This is a genomic window from Devosia sp. RR2S18, assembly GCF_030177755.1.
Taxonomy (GTDB): Bacteria; Pseudomonadota; Alphaproteobacteria; order Rhizobiales; family Devosiaceae; genus Devosia; species Devosia rhizosphaerae.
Genome location: NZ_CP126539.1, coordinates 558027 through 579752, shown reverse-complemented (window position 1 = coordinate 579752; position 21726 = coordinate 558027). Strand labels below are relative to the sequence as shown.

The window sequence follows — 21726 nt, the reverse complement described above, 5'->3', positions numbered from 1 at the left end:
GCTCCTCCCCCTTCCGGGGGAGGCCTGGGGGGGGGGCCACTCACCGCCAAAAGCAAACAAAAACACCCCCGGACTTTCATCCGAGGGTGCCATGTCTACACAACCTAATGACCTACTCCGCCGGCTGGAACTCCAGCGCCACGCCATTGATGCAGTAGCGCAGCCCGGTCGGCGGCGGCCCGTCTGGAAACACATGCCCCAGATGGCTGCCGCAGGTGGCGCAATGCACCTCCGTGCGCACCATGCCATAGTTGCGGTCGGTGGTCGTTTCGACCGAACCGGGCAGCGGATCGTTGAAGCTGGGCCAGCCCGTGCCGCTCTCGAATTTCAGCGTCGCTTCAAACAGCGGCGTATCGCAGCCCGCGCAGCTGAACGTCCCCGGCCGCTTTTCATGCAGCAGCGCACACGAGCCCGGCCGCTCGGTGCCATGCTCGCGCATCACCTGGTACTGCTCGGGCGTCAGCTTTTCGCGCCACTCCGCATCGGTGCGCGTGACGGGGTATGTGTGGGCATCCATCGGCCTCTCCCGCTTTCGGAAAAAATCAAACATGGTCTAGATATAGTGCAGCCGTGCCCGCTCCGCACCCCCGCCCCGCGCTCCCGCGCCATCAAGCCAAAGTGACTGAAATGACCATCGTCACCACCATCGCAGAGCTCGAAGCGCTCTATACGCCCGCCCCCGCTCCAGCCTCCAAGGTCAAGGTCGCCCGCCGCGTGACGCCCGACTACCGGCGCCTCATCGAGGCCAGCGCCTTTGCCGCCCTCGCCACAGTTGGCCCCGAAGGTATCGACTGCTCGCCGCGCGGCGACCAGCCGGGCTTTGTGCGCATCCACGATGAGACCACGCTGATGATGCCCGATCGGCGCGGCAACAACCGCATCGATTCGCTACGCAACATCGTGCGCGACCCGCGCTGTGCCTTTTTGTTTCTCCTGCCCGGCTCCGGCACCACCCTGCGCGCCAATGGCCGAGCCCAACTCAGCATCGACCCCGCTCTGCTCGATAGCTTCGCCGTCGACGACAAGCCGCCCCGCTCCGTGATCGTCATGGAAGTGGACGAACTCTATTTCCAATGCGCTCGCGCCATCATCCGCTCGGACCTGTGGAATCCCGAGCGCCATATCCCCGCCACCGCGCTCCCCACCCCCGGCCAGATGCTCGCCAGCATGACCGAAAACCAGGTCGGCGGCGACACCTACGACCAGTCCTGGCCCGAACGCGCCAAACAGACCATGTGGTAGGAGCGCGGAACCCCTTCAGGGCACGATGCGGCCTTTGCGTCGGTAAAAACACACCGAGAATCTGCATTCGCGAGAACCGCACCGGTTCGGGGCACCATTTGCCTGAGTTTGCGGTCAGGCCGAGGCGAAAGCGCTGATGTCAGAGAACCGGCGCGCAGCGTGCATCAGGCACGTGAGCACCGGAAGCGCAGGACTTCAGCGCTTGAAGCCCGGCCTCACCGCCAAAATCTGGTAAATGGTGGGTGCGACAGGGATTGAACCTGTGACCCCTACCGTGTGAAGGTAGTGCTCTCCCGCTGAGCTACGCACCCGCTGCCTTGTCGGCAGGGAAAGAAAAGAGATGGTGGGCGTGACAAGGATCGAACTTGTGACCCCTACGATGTCAACGTAGTGCTCTCCCGCTGAGCTACACGCCCATCTCTCCGGGACCAAACGGCTGGGCCGTTCCGGTGGCGGGGATAGACCACAAAAGCCGCGACCCGGTCAAGGGGCATATTGGGGCTCTTCTGCGGCCCTGTGGAAATCAGGCCGCCAGCAGGCGCTCGACTTCGTTGACGAGGTCCTTGAGGTGGAACGGCTTGGACAACACCGAAGCCTCCTTGGGCGCATCGCTATCGGGATTAAGCGCCACCGCGGCAAAGCCGGTGATGAACATGACCTTGAGGTCTGGATCGAGTTCGGTCGCACGCCGCGCCAGCTCGATCCCGTCCATTTCCGGCATCACGATATCGGACAGCAGCAATGAAAACGGTTCCTCGCGCAGCCGCTCATAGGCCGAAAGCCCGTTGTCGAAGGACACCACTTCATAGCCCGCGGTCTTGAGCGCGCGCGTCAGGAACTGGCGCATGTCGTTGTCGTCTTCGGCGAGCAGAATACGCTTCATCAAAGTCTCCGGCCTCTTCATCTGTTGGCGGCGGGTTCTAGCCCGCCCTGCCCGCTGAGTCGCATATACTAGGGGGAGATGTTTAAGCGAAGTTTGAGGCCATGCAACGGGGTGTGCCGATATGAACCCGATTGTGTGACAATCTGGACAAACTCCGCCCAAGGCCCCAAGATATCTGGCAAATCACCCGGCGCGATCCAAAGACGCGCCCTGCCCGGGAGGAAGCGTGCGGTCCGACTATTGGGATCAGCCGGCATTTGAGACGATCCGGCCGCGACGGCTGGTTGCCCCGCTGGTGTTCAACTCAGCCCATTCCGGCCGCGTCTACCCCGAGCGGTTCCTGGCGATGACCCGGCTCGATCACCTTTCCATCCGCCAGTCCGAAGATGGCTGGGTCGACGAATTGTACAGCCGCGCGCCCCATTTGGGTGCCCCCCTGCTCCGCGCCCATTTTCCCCGCGCTTATCTCGACGTTAATCGCGAGCCCTGGGAACTCGATCCCACCATGTTCGTCGAACCGCTGTCGGATCGCTACAACACCACTTCGCCCCGCGTAGCGGCAGGCTTGGGCACGCTGGCCCGTGTCGTCGCCGAGAACAAGCCCATCTACCGCGAGCGGCTGACGCTGGAAGATGCCCGCATGCGCATCGAGGGCATCTATCACCCCTATCATTCCGCCTTGCAGGGCCTGCTCAGCGAAGCGCTATCGGCCTTTGGCGTCGCCATCCTCATTGATTGCCACTCCATGCCGCGCATCACTCGAGCGGCCGATCGCGCCGCGCCCGATATTGTCCTGGGCGATCGCTATGGCACCACCTGTGCGCCCGCTCTGGTCGATCTGGTGGAAACCATCTTCACCAGCGCCGGGCTGCGCGTGGCGCGCAATCGCCCCTATGCCGGGGGCTTTTCCACCCGCTCCTATGGTCGCCCGCAACATGGCGTCCACGCGCTGCAGATCGAGATCAGCCGGCACCTTTACATGAACGAAGCGACGCTCACCAAGCATCGCGGCTTCGATGCCATTCGCGGCATTGTCGACCGGCTCGTCATGGCGCTGATCGGCATCGATCTGGTCTCACTGGTGGGCAGCCACCCCTTGCCCCAAAAGGCCGCCGCCGAGTAAAGCCTGGGGGCCGCCCCTGCCCGGAACTCCCATGTCGCTGTCCCCGATCGATTTCGCCCGCATTGAAGCCACCTTGCTGGCCGCCGCCGACGCGGCCGCCCTGCGCACCCTGCCCCTTTTTCGCACCGGGCTCAGCATCGACAACAAGCTGGCCCAGGGTTTCGACCCGGTGACCGAAGCCGATCGCGGCGCTGAAACCTCTATCCGCGCTGTCATCGGCGGGCACTTCCCCGATCACGCCATCGTTGGGGAGGAGTGGGGCACGATGGGCGAGGGCCGCCACAGCTGGATCATCGATCCGGTCGATGGCACCCGCGCCTTTATCTCCGGTGCACCGGTCTGGGGCACGCTGATCGGCTTTGCCGAAGATGGGGTGGCCGTCGCCGGCCTCATGAGCCAGCCCTTCATCGGGGAGACCTTTCTCGCCATCCCCGGCCGCGCCACATATCGGCGGGGCGAAACCACCACCGCCCTGCGCACCTCGGGCGAAACCGAACTCGCCGCAGCCCGCGTCTTTACCACCACACCGGCGCTTTTCAGTACGCCCCAACTCGCGGCCAAGTGGCAAGCAGTGGAGCAGGCGACCCGCCTCCAGCGCTTCGGCATGGATTGCTATGGTTACGCCCTGCTCGCCGCTGGGCATGCCGATCTCGTGGTCGAGCCGTTCCTCAACACCTACGACATCGCCGCGCTCGTTCCCATTATCCGCGAAGCGGGCGGCGCCATCGCATGCTGGGATGGCAGCGAGCCCACCGCCGGCGGCAACGTCATCGCCGCCGCAACCCCCGCCCTCCTCGACAAGGCGCTGGATCTCGTCAACCGCGCCTGAAGGCACTCGGGTAGACTTATTGAAAGGCCTTAGCCGCTCTGTTCGGTGATGAACGCGTCGAACGCCGCGAGCACCTGCCCGCGGATGGCGTCGTTCTCCATGAAGAGTTCATGTCGCGCGCCGGCGATCACCGCATGGCGGCCGGTGCGCAGACGCAGGCCCAACCGCTCGATGGCGGCGGTCGACACCACTTCGTCCCGCGCTGCGCCCAGCATCAACAGCGGAATGCCGATCCGCGCCGGAAAATCATCGCCATTGGCTTGGGCCATCGCCGCCATGGCGGTCGCCACCCAGCGGATCGTGGGCGAGGTCACCTCGAGTTCAGGCTTGGCCTGCACCAGTTCCACCCCGCGCATATAGCGACGGCGATCAGAGGTCAGCGGATTGCCGGGGAAACTCTCTTCGCTCATCGGCTTATCGGCGCCCCGGCGCACCGGCACCTTGCCCAACCCCACAAAACTCAGCGCCTCGCCCAGTTTGGCCATGCCCCCCAGCGACAGCGGCTGGCGATCCAGCGCCACCATGGGCGCAGAAAGAAATACCCGGTCGAACATCATCCGGTCATGCGCGGCGGCAAAGAGCGAGGCGAGCCCGCCCATGGAATGGCCCACGAGGTAAAAGGGCGGCGGGCAATCGGGCAGCAGGATTTCGCCATGGAAGCTCTTGAGATCGCACCAATAGTCGTCGAACCGATCGACATGGCCCAGCTTGGGATTGCCGGTCATCCGCTCCGAGCCGCCCTGGCCGCGCCAGTCGAAGGTCGCCACGGCAAACCCGCGTGCGCGCAAATCGGCGATGGTCTCGAAATATTTCTCGATGAATTCGGTGCGCCCCTGCACAAGGCAGATGGTGCCGCGATGTTCGGCCGATTTGGGCCAGATGGCATAGCGCAGCCGCACATTGTCATAGGTCTGGAAATAGCCCGCGCGCCCACCCTCGGGCATGGGGTTGGACGGCAAATTGACCAGGTCGGGTCCGTGCGGGTCGACAATGGCGTTCATGAGGGGTCCCCTGCGCGTGTGCCCCGTCTTAGACCAAACCCGCCCCATCCTGTGAAGAGAGTCTGCCACCAAAGAAAAAGCTGGCATCTGTTGCCAGATGCCAGCTTCCGTTATGCGGCGCCCATGCGGGGGGCGGGGTGATGGGACCGCATTGCCAGCTCTTCTAGCGCCGCCCCCCTGAACTGGACCCCAATCCGTTGTTCAGAAACGGTTCATCATCAAGGCCATTTGAGGGTCTTGAACGGCCAAAATCGCCGCCTACATTTGTTGCGTCCGCCGGATTTCCGGGGACCTCGGGCCTGTTTTCCACCCCGCTCGCCGCTTCAGGGAGCCAACGGAAAACCACCCCGGGAACACACGTTGCTTTACGGAGAATGTGACAAATGCAGACCTTCGACTTTTCCCCCTTCTATCGGTCCACCGTCGGTTTCGACCGCGTGTTCAACCGTCTCGACACGCTTGTCGGGCAGGAAGCCAAGACCTATCCGCCCTACAATATCGAGCGCACCGGCGATGATGCCTACCGCATTTCCATTGCGGTGGCGGGCTTCGCGCTGGGCGATATCGCCATCGAGACCAAGGAGAACAGCCTGGTCGTCAAGGGCGCCAAGCCGGCCGAACAGGGCGACAAGGCGCGTGAATTCCTCCACCGCGGCATTGCCGAGCGCTCCTTTGAGTTGCGCTTCCAGCTCGCCGACTATGTCGAGGTTCACGGCGCCACGCTCGAAAACGGCCTGCTCCATCTGGAACTCAAGCGCGAGCTCCCCGAGAGCAAGAAGCCGCGCACCATCCAGATCAGCGCCGCCAATGGCGGTCAGCAGACCATCGAGGACCAGTCGGTCAACTAACCGACACCATCCTTGAGCTGTCCGGGGGCGCAGCCGTCATGGCTGCGCCTTTTCCTTTGCGCCGCCCGCTCAGCACAAATCCTATGGGAGAGTTGGCGAAATCCTATTGCTGCCGCAATTCCTGCTTGCTCCCACTTTGGAATTATGCAAATGTGGTCTAGATAGGTCAACACGGTTGTCCTATCCAACGCGTCGCCCCGCTCTCCGCGGCCAGCGCGCACGCCGATCCGGCTGGCCCGCTATGCCATTAGCGGAAACGGACAGGCGGGGCTGATATCGAGAGGTCGGACTTCGGTTCCAGGCCACGCCGCAAGGCAGATCTCGAGCCCGAATTGAGTGGCCATTTGGATGCAGTGCCACTCCCCAAGAATGGACGAAGATTGCTCATTCGAGCCGTACTGTGTACGACCCGCTTCAGCAACGCGCCCACAGAGGAACGAACAACGCATCCAACCCCGCCGGCCCGCCGGCACCAGCAGGATGCAACGACATAGCAACACACCCGGTGACGGGTGGCACCAAAGAGCGAGGTTACGATATGGCACACGAGCGGAACGGAAGTCTTTCTCCGGTCACCACCACGGCCACACCCCGTAAAACCTTGATCCTTGATGGCAAGCGTGTCGATGGTCGTCCCGCCGCGCAGGGCCTCTACAACCCCGCGCATGAGCACGATGCCTGCGGCATCGGCATGATCGCCAACATCAAGAACAAGCCCAGCCACGAAGTGGTGCAAAAGGGTCTCGAAATCCTCGAGAACCTGGAACACCGCGGCGCCGTGGGCGCCGACCCGCTGATGGGCGACGGTGCGGGCATTCTGGTGCAGACGCCGCACGCCTTTTTCCAGGCCGTGCTCGATGTCGCCCTGCCAGAAAAGCACCACTACGCCGTGGCCATGCTGTTCTATCCCAACACGCCCGGCCTGCGCGATCGCTGCGCCGAGGCCGTGCGGCGCTGCCTGTCCCAGGAAGGCCTCACCCTTCTGGGCGAACGTATTGTCCCCACCGACAATTCCAGGCTCTCCCAAGGCGTCATTGCCACCCAGCCGATCATCGAGCAGATGGTCATCGCCCGGCCCGACGGCCTCACCCTCGACGAGTTCGAGCGCAAGCTCCTTATCGTGCGCAAGGTCATCTCCAACACCGTTTATGGCGAGATCCCTGAAGCCCAGAGCGACAACGGCTTTTATGTCGTCTCCATGTCGGCGCGGACCATTGTCTACAAGGGCATGTTTCTGGCCGAACAGCTCGGCGCCTTTTATCCCGACCTGCACCACGAGCAGTTCGAGAGCGCCATCGCGCTGGTTCACCAGCGCTTTTCCACCAACACCTTCCCCTCCTGGAAGCTGGCACACCCTTACCGCATGACCACCCACAATGGTGAGATCAACACCATCAGGGGCAACGTTAACTGGATGGCCGCCCGCCAGGCTTCGGTCTCCTCGCCCAAGTTCGGCGACGACATCACCAAGATCTGGCCGATCTCCTATGAGGGCCAGTCCGACACCGCCTGCTTCGACAACGCGCTCGAATTCCTCGTGCGCGGCGGCTATTCGCTGCCGCACGCCGCCATGATGCTGATCCCCGAAGCCTGGGCCGGCAATCCGCTGATGGATGAAACGCGTCGCGCCTTCTACGAATACCACGCCGCCCTCATGGAGCCCTGGGACGGCCCTGCCGCCATGTCGCTCTCGGACGGTCGCTATGTCGTGGCCACTCTTGACCGCAATGGCCTGCGTCCTGCGCGCTATCTCGTGACGCGTGAGGGTCACGTCGTGCTCGCCTCCGAATCGGGCGTGCTTGCCATCCCCGACGAGGACATCGTCGAGCGCTGGCGCCTCCAGCCCGGCCGCATGCTGCTGATCGACCTCGAAGAAGGCCGCATCATCTCCGACAGCGAGATCAAGCAGGCGCTCGCCACCAAGAACCCCTATGCCGAGTGGCTCGCCCGCAGCCAGATCGTGCTTGAGGACCTGCCCGAGACCGAGCCCCAAGCGCCCCAGACCAGCGAGTCCCTGCTCGATCGCATGCAGGCCTTTGGCTACACCACCGAAGACATCAAGCTGCTGATGGCGCCGATGGCCACCACCGGTCAGGAAGCCGTCGGCTCGATGGGCACCGACACGCCCCTCTCCGCGCTGAGCCAGCGGTCCAAGCTGCTTTACACCTACTTCAAGCAGAACTTCGCCCAGGTCACCAACCCCCCCATCGATCCGATCCGCGAGGAATCGGTGATGAGCTTGGTGTCCTTCATCGGCCCGCGCCCCAACATCCTTGATCTCGAAGGCAGCTCCCGCGAAAAGCGCCTCGAGGTGCGTCAGCCCATTCTCACCAACGAGGATCTCGAAAAGATCCGCGGCATCGGTGCCATGCCTGACAACCAGTTCAAGACCTGCACGCTGGATATCACCTACCCCGCGGACGAAGGCGCCCAGGGCATGGAAGCGGCCATCAACCACCTCTGCGAGGCGGCTGAAGCGGCAGTCCGGGGCGAATACAACATCATCATCCTCTCCGACCGCCTGGTCGCCGCCGATCGCATCCCGATCCCGGCCCTCCTGGCGACCGCCGCCGTGCATCACCACCTGATCCGCAAGGGCCTTCGCACCTCTTCGGGCCTCGTGGTGGAAACCGGCGAAGCGCGCGAGATGCACCACTTCGCCATGCTCGCCGGTTATGGCGCCGAAGCGATCAACCCCTATCTCGCCTTCGAAGCGCTGGCGGCTCTGCAAGCCGAGGGCGAGTTCCCCGAGGAAGTCGACGCCCAAGAAGTGGTTCACCGCTACATCAAAAGCGTGGGCAAGGGTCTGCTCAAGGTCATGTCCAAGATGGGCATTTCCACCTACCAGTCCTATTGCGGCGCACAGATCTTCGATGCGGTCGGTCTATCCACCGAGTTCGTCAACCGCTTCTTCTTCGGCACCGCTACCACCATCGAAGGGGTCGGCCTCAAGGAGGTCGCCGAGGAAACCAAGCGCCGCCATGATGACGCCTTTGGCGACAGCATGGAACTGCGCAAGGGGCTCGATGTCGGCGGCGAATACGGCTACCGCATCCGCGGCGAAAAGCACGCCTGGAGCCCCGATGTCGTCGCGGACCTCCAGCACGCCGTCCGCACCTTCGAGGCTTCGCCCGAAACCGCCCAGGACCGCTACAACAGCTTTGCGGCCCGCGTGAACGGCGGCGACAACGGCTATCTGGCCATTCGCAACCTCTTCGACATCAAGCCGCTCGGCCCCGCCGTGCCGCTCGAGGAGGTCGAGCCGGCAGCCGAACTGGTCAAGCGCTTCGTCACCGGCGCCATGAGCTTTGGCTCGATCAGCCGTGAAGCCCATACCACCCTGGCGGTGGCCATGAACCGGATCGGCGGCAAGTCCAACACCGGCGAGGGTGGCGAAGAGCCAGACCGCTACAAGCCTTTGGCCGACGGCTCGCGCAATCCCCTCCGCTCGGCCATCAAGCAGGTTGCTTCGGGTCGTTTTGGCGTCACCACCGAATACCTGGTCAATGCCGACCAGATCCAGATCAAGGTTGCGCAGGGTGCCAAGCCCGGCGAAGGCGGACAATTGCCCGGTCACAAGGTGGATTGGATCGTCGCCAAGACGCGCCACTCGACACCTGGCGTGGGCCTTATCAGCCCGCCCCCGCACCACGACATCTATTCCATCGAGGATCTGGCGCAGCTCATCTACGATCTCAAGAACGTCAATGAGCAGGCCGATATCTCGGTCAAGCTCGTGTCCGAAGTGGGCGTGGGCACCGTCGCGGCCGGCGTTGCCAAGGCTCGCGCCGACCACATCACGGTCTCAGGCTATGATGGCGGCACCGGCGCCTCGCCGCTGACTTCGCTCAAGCATGCGGGCGGCCCGTGGGAAATCGGCCTTGCCGAGACCCACCAGACGCTGGTGCTCAACCGGTTGCGCTCCCGCGTGCGCCTGCAGGTCGATGGTGGCCTCAAGACCGGACGTGACGTGCTGGTAGGGGCTCTGTTGGGTGCCGACGAGTTCGGTTTCTCCACCGCCCCCCTGATCGCGGCGGGCTGCATCATGATGCGCAAGTGCCACCTCAACACCTGTCCGGTGGGCGTTGCCACCCAGGACCCGGTGCTGCGCAAGCGCTTCAAGGGCACGCCCGAGCACGTCATCAACTACTTCTTCTTCATCGCCGAAGAGCTGCGCAGCCTGATGGCCGAGCTGGGTGCCCGCACCCTTAGCGAACTCATCGGCCGTTCCGACCTGCTCGACCAGCGCAAGCTGACCGAGCACTGGAAGGGTGAAGGCATCGATCTGGCCAAGGTCTTCTACAAGCCCGACCCCATCGGCGGCGACACGCTCTACCACTCCGAGACGCAGAACCATCACCTCGAGGCCGTGCTCGATCGCAAGCTGATCGAACTGGCAAGGCCGGCACTCGAGAGCGGCACTCCTGTGCAGATCGATCTGCCGATCCGCTCGCGGGACCGCTCCGCCGGCGCCATGCTGTCGGGTGCCCTGGCGGCCCGGTATGGTCACGAGGGCCTGCCCGAGGACACCATCTCGATCAAGCTGAACGGCACCGCCGGCCAGTCCTTCGGGGCCTTCCTCGCTTGCGGCATCTCCATCGATCTGGTTGGCGACGCCAACGACTATGTCGGCAAGGGTCTCTCTGGTGGCCGCATTGTCGTGCGCCCGTCCGACAAGGCTGCCATCGTCCCGGAACAGTCGATCATCGTCGGCAACACCGTCCTTTACGGCGCCATTTCGGGTGAGTGCTACTTCCGCGGCATTGCCGGGGAACGCTTCGCCGTCCGCAACTCGGGCGCCATCGCCGTGGTCGAAGGTACCGGTGACCATGGCTGCGAGTACATGACGGGCGGCGTTGTCGTCGTCATTGGCGCCACCGGCCGCAACTTTGCGGCTGGGATGAGTGGTGGCGTTGCCTATGTCCTCGACGAGGACGAGAGCTTCCGCTCCCGCTGCAACCTCGCCATGGTCGAACTCGAGCCAGTGGCCGAGGAAGAGCAACTTATGCAGAAGATTCACCACCATGGTGGCGATCTCGAATGGCATGGCCGCGTCGACATCTCCGGCGACATGACCAAGCACGATGACGAGCGGCTGCACCAGCTCATCTCCAACCATCTGCACTACACCGGCTCCAGCCGCGCCAAGTACATCTTGGACAACTGGGTCGAGATGCGGCCCAAATTCGTCAAGGTCATGCCCGTCGAATACCGCCGCGCCATTCGCGAGATGGAAAAAAAGCGTGCCGCCGGCGGCATGGGCGTGGCGGCGGAATGATGCCACGCTCCTATTGCGCTCACCGCATCGCCCCTCCCCCTCAACGGGGAGGCCGGGTGGGGTCGCACCCCAGGCACGAGATCTTGCCGGTTCAAAAGCCGGGCAGACGGGAGGAATGGATGAATAAGCTTTTCGCAGCTATCGCTGTGACGATCGCTACCGCCGCGCCCGCCCTGGCCGCACCGGAGGCAGCCGTGGTGCTGCAATACCGGCTGCCCGACGGGTCGATGAAGTCGCTGCTGTTCACGGCCCCTGACGGGCTTAGTCTAAGCGATTGCCAGTCCACCTATAAACAGCAGCTCCCCACCTTCAAACGGCAGGTGGAAGCCATGAACATTCCAGAGTTTGCCGGGGCCGAATACGTTTCGGCATCTTGCGAACCCTATTCCGAAGACCTTCTGAACTAGGAGCAAAGCCATGGGTAAGGTAACAGGCTTTCTCGAAATCGAACGCGAAGAGCCGCGCTATGAGCCGGCCTCCGACCGCGTGCGCCATTTCGGCGAGTTCACCATTCCAATGAGTGAAGGGCGCGTCGCCGATCAGGCTGCGCGCTGCATGGATTGCGGCATTCCGTTCTGCCACGGCGACACCGGCTGCCCGGTCCACAACCAGATCCCGGACTGGAACGACCTCGTCTATCACGGCGATTGGGAAGAAGCCGCGCGCAACCTCCACACCACCAACAACTTCCCCGAGTTCACCGGCCGCATCTGCCCCGCCCCCTGCGAGGAAGCCTGTACGCTCAACCTTGAGGACGTGCCGGTCGCCATCAAGACGGTGGAACAGGCCATTGCCGACAAGGCCATCCGCTCGGGCTGGGTCAAGCCGATGATTGCAGCCGAAACGACCGGCAAGTCCGTCGGTGTCGTCGGTTCGGGTCCCGCCGGTCTGGCCGCTGCCCAGCAGCTCGCCCGCGCCGGCCACGACGTGCATATCTATGAGCGCGAGCCCAAGGCCGGTGGTCTCCTCCGCTATGGCATTCCCGACTTCAAGATGGAAAAGCAGCACATCGACTTCCGCGTCAGCCAGATGGAAGCCGAGGGTGTCACTTTCCACTATGGCGTTAGTGTCGGGGTGAACACTCCGCTAGCAGATCTGCAACGCCAGCACGACGCGGTGCTGCTCTGTGGTGGCGCTGAAAAGCCCCGCCTGGTCGAGGCCGAAGGCGTCGATCTCAACGGCGTGCACTTCGCCATGCCCTTCCTCGTCCAGCAGAATCGTCGCTTGGGCGGCGAGGACGTCTCGGGTGAATTCCAGCTCACCGCCGCCGGCAAGCATGTCGTGGTGGTGGGTGGTGGTGACACCGCAAGTGATTGTGTTGGCACGTCTTTCCGCCAGGGCGCCATTGCCGTGACGCAGCTCGACGTTCGTCCGCAGCCGCCCGAACTGGAGAACAAGCTGACCAACTGGCCCAACTGGGCGGTCAAGATGCGCACCTCCTCCTCGCAGGCCGAGGGCGCCATCCGCGAATTCGCTGCCGGCACCATGAAGATCCTCGGCAACGCCAAGGGCCATGTCAGCGGCGTCGAATGCGCCCGCGTCGACCGTCAGCGCCAGCCCATCCCCGGCACCGATTTCATCATCAAGGCCGATCTTGTGCTCCTTGCCATTGGCTTTGCCTCGCCGGTGCACGAAGGCATGCTGACCGAACTCGGCGCCCAACTGGACAAGCGCGGCAATCTCTTTGCTGACACGATGAGCTACAAGACCACGGCTCCCAAGGTCTATGCCGCTGGCGATATGCGCCGCGGTCAGTCCCTGGTGGTCTGGGCGATCCGCGAGGGCCGACAGGCCGCGCGCTCCATCGACTTCGACCTCATGGGCGCGACCAGCCTGCCGCGTTAGCACTTTTGGGACAGAACAGACCGCTTTTGCTGTGGTTCTGTCCCTTTTTGTGCAACAGTCCGGGCCCGGACCTTCCGGCTAAGCGTTTGAAAATGCAGGATATGGCCACGCCATGACGCAGAAGCCCTATGTCGTCGACGAACTGATCTCCGCCAAGGCGATTGCCGCCCGCGTTGAAGCCCTCGCTAAGGAGATTTCCACCCATTTTGCCGACACCGACAAGCTCGTCGTCGTCGGCCTTCTCCGCGGCTCTTTCATCTTCATCGCCGACCTTGTCCGCGAGCTCGACCTGCCAGTGGAAGTCGATTTTCTTGAAGCCTCGTCCTACGGCAATTCCATGCAATCGAGCAGGGAAGTACGAATTCTCAAGGACTTACGCGGCGAGATCCAGGGGCGCGACGTCCTCGTCGTCGAGGACATCGTTGACACCGGCTACACCCTCAAGCACGTCCTTGAGATCCTCGGCACCCGCCATCCCCGCCGCATGGAAGTCTGCGCCCTGCTCAACAAGCCGTCCCGGCGTGAGACCGATGTCACCGCGCGTTGGGTGGGCTTTGATATTCCTGACGAATTCGTCGTCGGCTACGGCATCGACTACGCCCAGCGCAATCGCAACCTGCCCCATATCGGCGCCGTCCGCTTCCTCGAAAACTAGCGTCCGCCGGCGTTCTCGACCGGCACCGTGTCGGGATCGATCCCGACCCCAAACGCATCGGCCCGGCCTACCGGCGCGCTCATCATCTCCTCAAGCGAGAACGGGGCACTAGCTTCGCTCGGCGCACCCGTCGCGATCAGCAACCCACCGGCGCGCGCCGGGGCCCGGCTGATTGGCACAATGGCTCCCGCTACCTCAAGCAATCGTGTCTGTCCCAGCCCTTGGAAGGGCGGTCGCAGCATCGCGCCGGCGTCGGTCTCCGCCAGCGGATCGACCACCGCAACACTCACCGCCCCCCCGCGATAGAACGTCCGCAACGACTGGCTGATATAGAAGGCAAGCTTGTCCGCACCTGCCGCGGAGAAGTGGATGCCGTCATCCTTGCGCATTCGTGCGTTCTGCCCACTCACATCGGGGCCTTGCGACGAATACTTGCCATCCTCTCCCAGAAATCGTTCATAGATATCAATGAATTCCGCGCCGCCTGAGAAGGCCGCCAGCCGCTGAATATTGCTAATTTGGCTCATCGCGGCGGAATATTCCGAGCGCGACATCGGCGGCAGCCCAACCCACACCACCGGCTTTCCAGCCGCTCGCAATTGCCCGATGAAATCGGCTATGCGGGCCTGATAGGCCGCAGTCCACCCCTCCGTCAGCGGCTCGTAAAAAGCGCCATCGGCGCTGATATCCTGCCGGTCGTTGATGCCGATCGTGACCACAGCGATATCGAAGCTGTCCTCGGCGATCTCCTCGGCGACCGCGGCATTCCAGTCGAAGTAGTCGTCCCGTACGAAACCCGAATTGCTGACCCCCTGGTTGATGACCTCCAGATTCGGATCATCAGCGTAGAAGCGGTCCAGCGCCGCACTAAGGTCGTTGGCCAGCGAGTCGCCGAACACCGCCAGGCGTGTCGCTTCACTCGATTTTTCCGTCTGCGGTTCACTTGGCGGAGGCTCCGGTTCAGGCTCTGGCGCGGCTGTCTGCTGCGGCGCCGGTGCGGGTTGCCTCGAAGGTTGTGGCTGCGCCTGTGCGGGTGGAGGCGCCGCTTGCTGCTGCTCCTCGCCGAACAGCAGATCGAACAGGGTCCGCCGCCGCTGCTGTTGCGCCACCACGATAGTATCATCGCTTTGCGCAAAGGCCGGCGCCACGTCGATGAAGACGAGCATGCCAACGAGCAGAGCGAGAGCGTAGCGGATCATGCTGACTTCCTAGCAAAGGCGACGGCGGGAGGCCACACCTTCGCCCGCTTGTTACTGGCTCGCTGCTATGAGCGCGTCATAGGCGGCACGAGTGATGAACCCATCTGCCACCTCACCCCTCGCCGCCTGGAAGCGCGCATAGGCCTCCTGAGTGATAGGGCCTAACCGACCGTCCACCTCGCCCTGGTAAAAGCCGAGTTGCTTCAGGCTGGCCTGAATGGCCTGCCGCTGCGCCAGATTGGGAAAGCTAGTGTTGCGCGGCCAATCATCGACGTAGGTCCCGCCGCCCTTCAGCCGATCGGTTAAATGGGCTACGGCCATGGCGTAACTGTCCGAGAAATTATAGCCCTTGAGTACCAGATAATTGCCGGTCATCAGGAATTTGGGACCGTCTTTCCCCGCGGGAACATAGAGAAAGACGGGCAGGTTGGAATCGCTAAACTGCCGCCCTGCCACCCGGCTGACGCCACGTTCCGCGAAGAATGAAACCGGTCGCATTTGCGTGCGGCTAGCGAGCAGGTAGTCAAACCCTTCTGGCACAACGACTTCCATGCCCCAATCCAACCCGGGCTGGTAGCCCAAGCCCCGCAGAAAGCGGGCGCTGGTCGCCAGCGCATCGGCCAGGGAGGCATGCAGGTCCACTCGCCCGTCGCCGTCTCCATCGGTGCCATGCGCCAGCACATTGGAGGGATTGACCTGCAGGTGGCCGATAGCGCCTGCCCATGACCCCACGAGCGTATCGGCACTCTTGGGGCCCTGCTGCACCAGCAGCAAGGCCGCGATAAGGTCCTTCTCATCCTCCGCAAGGCGCGTGCGCCGCTGATGCACCAGAGTCGCCAGGGACCGAATGATCGGGCGGATCAATCCCTGATTGTCCAGTACACTGCCATAGTCGGTTTCCATGCCCCAGATGGCACCCAGGAGATAGGGATCAACGCCATAGGCCGCACCGACCGTGGCGAAAAGCTGAGCGTTTCGATCCATCGCGGCCTTACCCCGCTCTATCCGGCTATTGGTAACCCGCCCCTCGATATAGTCCCACATGGGCGTCGTGAACTCAGGCTGGGTCGTCACTAGATCGGGCACCCGCGGATCGGGTGAATTACCTACCAGCGCCGCGTCATAAATCTCCGGACGCACGCCAGCGGCAACCGCCTTGCTGCGGAAGTTGGCGATAAACTGCTCGAAGCTCTCCACCGGCTGCGCAGCGGCGGGTGTGGCGCTCGCCATTATCAGCGCCAGTAAAGTCCAGACTACTCGCATACGAATTCCTCCCCCGGCAGGGCCAATTCGAGATATACGTACTTCAACTGAGGTACGCTTTTCCGAGGAATGTAGTTGCCGGCGTTTGTAGTGGATATTGGTGTCATACCCCCGCTGTTTGTACAAACGCTGCTTTCCGTCCCCGTGAAATCTGAGCTTAGCAGCCGCTATTCACATGAGCGGGGTGCCAGAGTGATCGTTCTAAGCCGTTCCAGTGAAGCGGATGCCGGAGCTTTCTTCGCCACCGCAGTGCTGGAAGGCTTTTCCCAGAGCGGCGATGGTCAGGTGGACCTTTTCCTCCGAGACATTGTACGGCTGGGCCAACCTGTTCCTGTCCTCCATCCGCCACAAGAAACCATGGTTTTGATCAGCGACGCTGACTTCGACAGGATCGTGGCGGAAGGAAACTTCGCCTTGCTGTCCATAGAAGAGGCCCCCCAGGCGGACTTCCTGACAATGGACACGCTGGAGGCCCTGGCCCGCCAGGTTGCGGGCGACTATGGCAGTATTTGCAGCTTCTCGGGTCATCAGACCACCAAGGATGCCATGGCCACGCCGATCCGCCCAATTCCGGAAGGAGGCACCGTTCACGCCAGCAACTTTCTGTTTTTGCGTGATGAAGCCGCCGCGCCCTTCCAGCGCTTCGCCTGGACCATCGGCCCCTCCTGGGAGATCATCATCGATTGCAGCCAGATAGAGCAAGAAGTACGCGAAACTGCCGCCGTGTCGGGCAAGCTCCACCTGCCGGCGAGCCGGGATCGGTGGCCCGACCCGATGGCCATAACGTGGCATCGCAAGCAGTTCTTCGAACGGTTGCAAGAGCTGTGACACCCGGTGGAATGAGAACAGGCTTGCGATAGCGCCGCCGTCGCCCTAACGGTTCTCAGCCGCCAGAGACGAGGTTCGCCATGCCGCAAGACGCCAATGCCATCCGCTCCATCCTCTCCCTCGCGCCCGTGGTGCCGGTCATTATCCTGGATGATGTAAGCAAGGCGCGCCCTTTGGCAGAGGCGCTGGTCGCCGGCGGCCTACCCATCCTTGAGGTGACGCTGCGCACGCCCAACGCCCTCAAAGTCATGGAAGAGATGGGCAAGGTGGAAGGGGCCATCGTGGGTTCGGGCACCGTGCGCACGCCGCTTCATATGCAGCAATCAGTCGATGCTGGTTGCCGGTTCATGGTTTCCCCCGGCATCTCGCCGCGCATTCTGGACGCCGCAGATGATATCGGCATTCCGCTGCTGCCGGGCATCGGCTCGCCCAGCGAGGCCATGACGGCGGCGGAGCGCGGCTATAGTTTTCTCAAATTCTTCCCAGCCGAAGCGCTGGGTGGCGCGCCGGTCCTCAAGGCCTTCGCCTCGCCCCTGCCAGACATCACCTTCTGCCCAACGGGCGGCATTACGCCAATCAACGCAAAGACTTACCTCGACCTGCCTAACGTCATCTGCGTTGGTGGTTCCTGGATCATGCCTGCCGACGCCCTCTCGAGTGGCGACTTCGCGCGGGTGGAGGCGCTGGCGCGGGAGGCCTCGGCGCTCCGCGGCTAGGCCATGCGGCTTGGGGCGCTAGCGCTCTTTCTGCTGCTAGGAGGGCCCGCCCATGCCGAGACGGTGCGGGTAGCCGTTGCCGCAAATTTCACCGCAACGGCAGAACAACTGAGCCGCGTTTTTGCACAGCAAACCGGGCACGAACTGTTGCTCAGTTCCGCAGCGACCGGGCAGCTTTACGCGCAAATTGTGCAGGGCGCGCCGTTTGACATTTTCCTGGCCGCCGACGCCGAGCGCCCGGCCCTCGCCGTCGAGCAGGGTTCGGGAATAGAAGGCAGTGTCTTTACCTATGCCACCGGCGTCCTGGCGCTCTACAGCACCACCCTCGATGTCACCGGTGGGATGGACGTCCTTTCGGTAGAGTTCGACAACCTCGCCATCGCCGACCCCCAAGCGGCTCCCTATGGTCGCGCCGCGCTGGAGGTCCTGTCAGCACTTGGACTGGCAGAGGCTGTCCAGGCCAGGCTCGTGATCGGCGACAGCATCACCCAGGCCTTGCAGTTCGTTGAAACCGGCAATGCCGAGTTAGGCTTCGTGGCCGCCAGCCAGGTCCTCGGCAAGGACAATGTCTGGATCGTGCCTACCGAGCTCTACCAGCCCATTGCTCAGGATGCCGTGCTGCTGGAAAGGGGCGTCGCCAATGCTGCGGCTGGTGCCTTCATGCAGTTCCTGCGGGGTGAGACCGCCACCGAGATCATCGAGGCTGCGGGGTATCGCCGTGAATAGCGGACGGATAGCATGAGCCTGTCCGATCTCTGGCCCGCCATCCGCCTCACCCTGGCCCTCGCCAGCATCAACACCATTATTCTGCTGATAATCGGCACGCCTATTGCCTGGTGGCTGGCGCGAAGTGACAGCCGCTTTCGCGAGGTCGTCGGTGCAATCGTTGCCCTGCCCTTGGTGCTGCCGCCAACTGTGCTCGGATTTTACCTCCTGATTGCCTTGGGACCGAACGGACCGGGCGGCGCTATCGCGAGCCTTTGGGGTGGTCGCACCCTAGCCTTCTCCTTCACCGGGCTGGTGATCGGTTCGTTCTTTTATTCCCTACCGTTCATGGTGCAGCCGCTGCGCAATGGCTTTGCCGCCATTGGTGCCGACCCGCTCGAAGCGGCGGCGACCTTGGGCGCGAACAAATGGCAGGCCTTCTGGCGCGTCGCGCTGCCACTGGCCCGTCCCGGCTACATCACTGGCGCAGTGATGACCTTCGCCCACACCGTGGGGGAATTTGGCGTGGTGCTGATGATCGGTGGGAACATTCCGGGAGAGACCAAGGTCGTCGCCATCGCGCTCTATGACTATGTCGAGCGCCTGCAATGGCAGGAGGCGCACCTCTTGGCAGGCGGGCTCGTGCTGTTTGCGTTCATTGTGATCGTGGTGACGCTCACCATCGATCGCCGCGTAAATGTGCCGATGCCTTAGCTGACCGAGCTGACCATGGTCTTGGTCACAGTCTGCTTGGTGGTGAAATAGCCTTCCCAAGGATCGGGCAGCTTGGCGCGTTCCGCAGCGGCAGCCAGCGTGAACTGGTTGGCTGCCTGGATCTTATCCAATTCATCCCAGCCAATGGGCACCGCCGCCGGCGCCCCCTGGCGCGACCGACTGGACCACGGCGCAATAGCGGTCGACCCGCGTTCATTGCGCAGATAGTCGATGAACATGCGGCCCTTGCGCTTGGCCTTGCTCATATTGGCGACGAACCGGTCGGGCTCGCGGGTGGCGAGCAACTGGGCGACGCCCTTGCAGAACGCCTTGATCTCGGGCCATTCCAGCTTGGGCGTGATTGGGGCGATCACATGCACGCCCTTCCCGCCGCTGATCAGTGGATAGGTCTTGAGGTCGAACTCTTCGAGCAGCTTGGCGATATCTTTGGCGGCAGCCTGCACGTGATCGAAGCCGAGACCCTCGTCCGGGTCGATATCGAAGATGATGCGCTCGGCCTTGTCGACATCCTTGATGCGGGAGCCCCAGAGGTGCCATTCGAGCACGTTCATTTGGGTGCCGCCGAGCAGGCCCCCGAGGCTGTCGACGTAGAAATAGTCCTCCTCGTGGCCATCCTTCTCGGTGATCATCACGGACTTCATCACTTCGGGGAAGCTGCCGCTATTGTGCTTTTGGAAGAAGCAATGCTTGGCGCGGCCTTGCGGGCAGCGCACCAGGCTCAGCGGGCGCTTCTCGACATAGGGCAGCATGCGCTCGGCAACCGCTGCGTAATACGCCGCAAGCTCCGCCTTGGTCACACCCTGTCCGGGATAGACGATGCGCTCGGGACTGGTGAAGTGAACCCCGGCCTTGGCGGCGGCCTCGATACCGGCCTTTGCCTCCAGGGGCACTGGCTCGGCCACGTCCACCGGCACCGGCTTTTCCACCTTCACCTGTGCGGCGGGCTTGTCCTCCCGGAGCCCCTGGAAAGATGGATGCCGCAACACCCCGTCGGGCGTCATCTCGGTGAACGCAATTTCGCCGACCAGTTCCGGTTTGACGAAATTGGCGTTGCGCTTGGCTTCGCGGGGCAGATTGGTGAACGGGTTCTCCTTCTGCGCGCGCGCATCCAGCTCCTTTTGCAGAGCAGCGGCGCCGTCCATGGTGAAGCCGGTGCCCACCAGACCCCGATAGATGAGCTTGCCGTCTTCCCATGTTCCCAGCATCAGCGAGGCAAAAGTCTTCTTCTTGGTCGAAGTCGTCCAGCCGGCGATCACGAATTCCTGCCGCTTGATGCATTTGATCTTGAGCCACGACCGCGACCGCTCACCTCGATAGGGCGCGTCAGCCCTTTTGGCGATCACCCCCTCATGCCCTTCCCGGCAGATGGTCTCGAACACGCGCAGGCCATTGCCTTCCACATGCGGTGAGAACTGCACCAGCGATGTACTATCCCCCGGGCCGAGCAAGTCCTGCAGCTTTTGCTTTCGCTGGGTCAGAGGCAACCCGGTGAGGTCCTCGCCAGCAAGCTCCAGCAGATCAAAGGCGAAATAGGTCAGCGGCCCGCCATTGGAAAGGTGCGCCTTGAGGGTCGAGAAGTCGGTCCGCCCCTTTTCGTCAAATGCGCAGAGTTCGCCGTCCATCAGCGCGGAGCCATCGGTGATGGTTCGCAGGGGTGGGATGATGGCTGCGAACTGCTCGGTCCAGTCATTGGCATTGCGCGTATAGACCCGCACCTGATCGCCGGCGATCGCAGCCAGGCAGCGGTAGCCGTCATATTTCATCTCGAACAGCCAGCCGGGCGTATCGGGCACCTGGTCGACGAGGGTCGCCAGTTGCGGCGAGCGGAATTCGGGCAGCGCCGGGGCCTTGCCGCTCTTGCCCTCGCCTTTGGCGCGGCTCTTGGACTTGGGAACGGCAAGCTCGGCCACCGGCTTGTCCCGGTCCGAGTGCCACACCGCTTGGGCCGGCGTATCGGTCTTCTTCTTGGGCTTTAGCCCCTTGGCGATGCCATCGAGATCGCGTCCGGTCGTGACCGAGGTGGTAAACCGTTCGACCAGGGTCGATTCCTCGCGCGCTTGATCGTCCCGATGCTTGATGAGCAGCCAGTTTTCTCGTGCCGGCCCGGACTTGCGCTTGGTGTCCCGTCCTTTCATGTGGACGAGGACCCATTCGCCCTTCATGCGCTTGCCATTGATGCGCATCTTGAGGTCACCCTTTTCGATCCCCTCATGCGGGTCGCCAATCGGCTCCCAGGTTCCCTGATCCCAGAGCATGACGGTGCCACCGCCATATTCGCCCTTGGGGATCGTGCCTTCGAAATTGCCATAGTCGAGCGGATGGTCTTCTACATGGACGGCCAGCCGTTTGTCGGCAGGGTTTTCCGAGGGACCCTTGGTCACCGCCCAGCTTTTGAGCACGCCATCCAGTTCGATGCGGAAATCGTAATGTAGGCGGGTGGCGTCGTGCTTCTGAACCACGAAGCTTAAGGCCTGCCCTTTAGTATCACCGATTGCGCCCGCTGGCTCCTGCGTCTTAGTGAAGTCGCGCTTGGCTTGGTATTCCTTGAGCAGCGTGTCGGCTTTACTGGCCATGTC

At 63.0% G+C, this 21726-nt stretch carries 18 protein-coding genes and 2 tRNA genes; 12 read left to right on the top strand and 8 right to left on the bottom strand.

What is annotated here, in order from left to right:
- Window positions 1-112: 112 nt before the first annotated feature.
- Complete coding sequence (msrB, locus tag QOV41_RS02940; RefSeq protein ID WP_284579401.1) at window positions 113-517, bottom strand: peptide-methionine (R)-S-oxide reductase MsrB; 405 nt, start codon at window positions 515-517, stop codon at window positions 113-115.
- 110 nt (window positions 518-627) lie between these two features.
- Between msrB and QOV41_RS02935 the strand changes: the two genes are divergently transcribed.
- A complete protein-coding gene (locus tag QOV41_RS02935) occupies window positions 628-1242 on the top strand; it encodes a pyridoxamine 5'-phosphate oxidase family protein (protein ID WP_284579400.1) in 615 nt (204 codons plus the stop codon).
- Window positions 1243-1478: 236 nt separating this feature from the next.
- Here the strand turns inward: QOV41_RS02935 and QOV41_RS02930 are convergent.
- The 3 genes from QOV41_RS02930 to cpdR form a co-directional block, all read right to left on the bottom strand.
- Window positions 1479-1553, bottom strand: a tRNA-Val gene (locus tag QOV41_RS02930).
- 30 nt (window positions 1554-1583) lie between these two features.
- Window positions 1584-1658 (bottom strand) — tRNA-Val (locus QOV41_RS02925).
- A 107-nt stretch (window positions 1659-1765) separates the two neighbouring features.
- Entirely contained in the window at window positions 1766-2125 is a 360-nt protein-coding gene (cpdR, locus tag QOV41_RS02920) for a cell cycle two-component system response regulator CpdR (protein WP_284579399.1), read from the bottom strand.
- Between the two features lie 226 nt (window positions 2126-2351).
- On the opposite strand from cpdR, the gene QOV41_RS02915 reads away from it, so the two are divergent.
- Window positions 2352-3248, top strand: a complete 897-nt coding sequence (locus QOV41_RS02915) for an N-formylglutamate amidohydrolase (protein ID WP_284579398.1) — start codon at window positions 2352-2354, stop codon at window positions 3246-3248.
- A 31-nt stretch (window positions 3249-3279) separates the two neighbouring features.
- Window positions 3280-4077, top strand: a complete 798-nt coding sequence (locus QOV41_RS02910; protein WP_284579396.1) for an inositol monophosphatase family protein — start codon at window positions 3280-3282, stop codon at window positions 4075-4077.
- Between the two features lie 29 nt (window positions 4078-4106).
- Here the strand turns inward: QOV41_RS02910 and QOV41_RS02905 are convergent, their stop codons facing one another.
- Window positions 4107-5078 (bottom strand): alpha/beta hydrolase, encoded by a 972-nt coding sequence (locus tag QOV41_RS02905; RefSeq protein ID WP_284579394.1) that lies wholly within the window; start codon window positions 5076-5078, stop codon window positions 4107-4109.
- Between the two features lie 383 nt (window positions 5079-5461).
- On the opposite strand from QOV41_RS02905, the gene QOV41_RS02900 reads away from it, so the two are divergent.
- The 5 genes from QOV41_RS02900 to hpt all read left to right on the top strand — a co-directional run bounded on the left by QOV41_RS02900 (window position 5462) and on the right by hpt (window position 13704).
- Window positions 5462-5926 carry an Hsp20 family protein gene (locus QOV41_RS02900; protein ID WP_284579393.1) on the top strand — a complete coding sequence of 155 codons (465 nt, stop codon included), beginning with the start codon at window positions 5462-5464 and terminating at the stop codon, window positions 5924-5926.
- 538 nt (window positions 5927-6464) lie between these two features.
- Entirely contained in the window at window positions 6465-11204 is a 4740-nt protein-coding gene (gene gltB / locus QOV41_RS02895; RefSeq protein WP_284579392.1) for a glutamate synthase large subunit, read from the top strand.
- 119 nt (window positions 11205-11323) lie between these two features.
- Window positions 11324-11611: a hypothetical protein gene (locus QOV41_RS02890; protein ID WP_284579391.1), complete on the top strand. Its 288-nt coding sequence runs from the start codon at window positions 11324-11326 to the stop codon at window positions 11609-11611.
- Between the two features lie 10 nt (window positions 11612-11621).
- Window positions 11622-13049 carry a glutamate synthase subunit beta gene (locus QOV41_RS02885; RefSeq protein WP_284579389.1) on the top strand — a complete coding sequence of 476 codons (1428 nt, stop codon included), beginning with the start codon at window positions 11622-11624 and terminating at the stop codon, window positions 13047-13049.
- Window positions 13050-13161: 112 nt separating this feature from the next.
- Window positions 13162-13704, top strand: a complete 543-nt coding sequence (gene hpt / locus QOV41_RS02880; RefSeq protein ID WP_284579387.1) for a hypoxanthine phosphoribosyltransferase — start codon at window positions 13162-13164, stop codon at window positions 13702-13704.
- Here hpt and QOV41_RS02875 read toward each other — a convergent pair.
- Both QOV41_RS02875 and QOV41_RS02870 read right to left on the bottom strand, forming a co-directional pair.
- The gene (locus tag QOV41_RS02875; protein WP_284579385.1) at window positions 13701-14903 is read right to left on the bottom strand and encodes an SGNH/GDSL hydrolase family protein; all 1203 of its coding nucleotides are present in this window, start codon (window positions 14901-14903) and stop codon (window positions 13701-13703) included. The two genes, hpt and QOV41_RS02875, sit on opposite strands and share 4 nt — an antisense overlap.
- A gap of 51 nt (window positions 14904-14954) precedes the next feature.
- Window positions 14955-16166: a lytic murein transglycosylase gene (locus tag QOV41_RS02870; protein WP_284579383.1), complete on the bottom strand. Its 1212-nt coding sequence runs from the start codon at window positions 16164-16166 to the stop codon at window positions 14955-14957.
- A 192-nt stretch (window positions 16167-16358) separates the two neighbouring features.
- On the opposite strand from QOV41_RS02870, the gene QOV41_RS02865 reads away from it, so the two are divergent.
- From QOV41_RS02865 to modB, 4 genes are all read left to right on the top strand, one after another.
- Window positions 16359-16994: a hypothetical protein gene (locus tag QOV41_RS02865; RefSeq protein ID WP_284579381.1), complete on the top strand. Its 636-nt coding sequence runs from the start codon at window positions 16359-16361 to the stop codon at window positions 16992-16994.
- An 80-nt stretch (window positions 16995-17074) separates the two neighbouring features.
- On the top strand, window positions 17075-17710 hold the full coding sequence (gene eda, locus QOV41_RS02860; RefSeq protein WP_284579380.1) for a bifunctional 4-hydroxy-2-oxoglutarate aldolase/2-dehydro-3-deoxy-phosphogluconate aldolase: 636 nt from the start codon (window positions 17075-17077) through the stop codon (window positions 17708-17710).
- Between the two features lie 3 nt (window positions 17711-17713).
- The gene (gene modA, locus QOV41_RS02855; RefSeq protein ID WP_284579378.1) at window positions 17714-18436 is read left to right on the top strand and encodes a molybdate ABC transporter substrate-binding protein; all 723 of its coding nucleotides are present in this window, start codon (window positions 17714-17716) and stop codon (window positions 18434-18436) included.
- 12 nt (window positions 18437-18448) lie between these two features.
- A complete protein-coding gene (gene modB / locus QOV41_RS02850) occupies window positions 18449-19129 on the top strand; it encodes a molybdate ABC transporter permease subunit (RefSeq protein WP_284579376.1) in 681 nt (226 codons plus the stop codon).
- Here modB and ligD read toward each other — a convergent pair.
- Window positions 19126-21723 (bottom strand): DNA ligase D, encoded by a 2598-nt coding sequence (gene ligD, locus QOV41_RS02845; protein ID WP_284579374.1) that lies wholly within the window; start codon window positions 21721-21723, stop codon window positions 19126-19128. The two genes, modB and ligD, sit on opposite strands and share 4 nt — an antisense overlap.
- Window positions 21724-21726: the final 3 nt, after the last annotated feature.

Excerpts from the sequence above, each read along its gene's own strand:
- modA (WP_284579378.1), top strand. The coding sequence starts at position 17,714 with ATGCGGCTTGGGGCGCTAGCGCTCTTTCTGCTGCTAGGAGGGCCCGCC.
- gltB (WP_284579392.1), top strand. The coding sequence starts at position 6,465 with ATGGCACACGAGCGGAACGGAAGTCTTTCTCCGGTCACCACCACGGCC.
- msrB (WP_284579401.1), bottom strand. The coding sequence starts at position 517 with ATGGATGCCCACACATACCCCGTCACGCGCACCGATGCGGAGTGGCGC.
- modB (WP_284579376.1), top strand. The coding sequence starts at position 18,449 with ATGAGCCTGTCCGATCTCTGGCCCGCCATCCGCCTCACCCTGGCCCTC.
- QOV41_RS02910 (WP_284579396.1), top strand. The coding sequence starts at position 3,280 with ATGTCGCTGTCCCCGATCGATTTCGCCCGCATTGAAGCCACCTTGCTG.
- QOV41_RS02890 (WP_284579391.1), top strand. The coding sequence starts at position 11,324 with ATGAATAAGCTTTTCGCAGCTATCGCTGTGACGATCGCTACCGCCGCG.
- QOV41_RS02875 (WP_284579385.1), bottom strand. The coding sequence starts at position 14,903 with ATGATCCGCTACGCTCTCGCTCTGCTCGTTGGCATGCTCGTCTTCATC.
- QOV41_RS02900 (WP_284579393.1), top strand. The coding sequence starts at position 5,462 with ATGCAGACCTTCGACTTTTCCCCCTTCTATCGGTCCACCGTCGGTTTC.
- hpt (WP_284579387.1), top strand. The coding sequence starts at position 13,162 with ATGACGCAGAAGCCCTATGTCGTCGACGAACTGATCTCCGCCAAGGCG.
- QOV41_RS02935 (WP_284579400.1), top strand. The coding sequence starts at position 628 with ATGACCATCGTCACCACCATCGCAGAGCTCGAAGCGCTCTATACGCCC.
- ligD (WP_284579374.1), bottom strand. The coding sequence starts at position 21,723 with ATGGCCAGTAAAGCCGACACGCTGCTCAAGGAATACCAAGCCAAGCGC.
- QOV41_RS02870 (WP_284579383.1), bottom strand. The coding sequence starts at position 16,166 with ATGCGAGTAGTCTGGACTTTACTGGCGCTGATAATGGCGAGCGCCACA.
- eda (WP_284579380.1), top strand. The coding sequence starts at position 17,075 with ATGCCGCAAGACGCCAATGCCATCCGCTCCATCCTCTCCCTCGCGCCC.
- cpdR (WP_284579399.1), bottom strand. The coding sequence starts at position 2,125 with ATGAAGCGTATTCTGCTCGCCGAAGACGACAACGACATGCGCCAGTTC.
- QOV41_RS02885 (WP_284579389.1), top strand. The coding sequence starts at position 11,622 with ATGGGTAAGGTAACAGGCTTTCTCGAAATCGAACGCGAAGAGCCGCGC.
- QOV41_RS02905 (WP_284579394.1), bottom strand. The coding sequence starts at position 5,078 with ATGAACGCCATTGTCGACCCGCACGGACCCGACCTGGTCAATTTGCCG.